General features: G+C 65.5%; 1 protein-coding gene. It reads left to right on the top strand.

The window, feature by feature from the left end; all coding sequences use genetic code 11:
- Window positions 1–38: 38 nt before the first annotated feature.
- Window positions 39–1,160, top strand: coding sequence for an IS630 family transposase (locus ACIBK0_RS51955; protein ID WP_399097567.1), 1,122 nt, complete (start codon window positions 39–41; stop codon window positions 1,158–1,160).

Genomic DNA, 1,160 nt, shown 5'->3' with positions numbered 1-1,160 from the left:
CTAGTGTCCTGCGCCAGTAGTTGATCGTTAGTAGTTGTGTGACTTCTGCTGCTGGTGCGTCAGTTCCTCGTCGGGGCCCGAAGCTGGAACCGTTGCTGCTGTCTGATGACGAGCGGGCGGTGTTGGAGCGGTGGACGCGGCGGCCGACATCGGCCCAGGCCCTGGCCTTGCGGGCGCGGATTGTGCTGGCATGCGCGGGGCCGGAGGTACCGCCAATCGTCGTGGTGGCCCGCGAGTTGCGGGTGGCCGCCGACACCGTCCGCAAGTGGCGGCGGCGGTTTTTGGCGGAGCGGCTGGACGGCCTGGTCGACGAGCCCCGGCCGGGCCGGCCGCCCACCATCAGCGTTGACCAGGTGGAGGCGGTCGTGGTCACGACGCTGGAGGAGATCCCGAAGAACGCCACCCACTGGTCGCGGAAGTCGATGGCGGAGCACAGTGGTCTGTCGAAGTCCACCGTCGGCCGGATCTGGCGGAAGTTCCAGCTCAAGCCGCATCTGGCGGACACCTTCAAGCTGTCGACGGACCCGTTGTTCGTGGAGAAGGTCTACGACGTCGTGGGTCTGTACTTCAACCCGCCCGAGGGTGCGGTGGTCCTCTCGGTGGACGAGAAGTCGCAGATCCAGGCCCTGGACCGGTCTCAGCCGGTGCTGCCGATAATGCCCGGCATGCCCGAGCGGCGTACTCACGACTACGTCCGCAACGGCCTGACCACCTTGTTCGCCGCGTTCGATGTCGCCACCGGCGAGGTCATCAGTGCCCTGCACCGCCGGCACCGGGCCGTGGAGTTCAAGAAGTTCCTGATCCGGATCGACAAGGAGGTGCCCGCGCACCTGCAGGTCCACTTGATCGTGGACAATTACGGCACCCACAAGACTCCCGCGATCAAGGCCTGGCTGGCCAAACACCCAAGGTTCGAGCTGCACTTCACCCCGACCGGCTCCTCCTGGATCAACCAGGTCGAGCGGTGGTTCGGCTACCTGGCCCACCAGATGATCCGCCGCGGCGCACACAAGAACATCCAGGCCCTCGAAGCCGACATCCGGGCATGGGTCAAGGACTGGAACGAAGACCCCAAGCCGTTCATCTGGACCAAGACAGCCCAAGAGATCCTCGACTCCCTCGCCCGCTTCTGCCGACGGATCTCTGGCGCAGGACACTAG

It is taken from the genome of Streptomyces sp. NPDC050564, assembly GCF_044457265.1.
GTDB lineage: Bacteria > Actinomycetota > Actinomycetes > Streptomycetales > Streptomycetaceae > Streptomyces.
The sequence above is the reverse complement of the archived record's forward strand: the minus strand, read 5'-3'. Positions and strand labels throughout refer to the sequence as shown.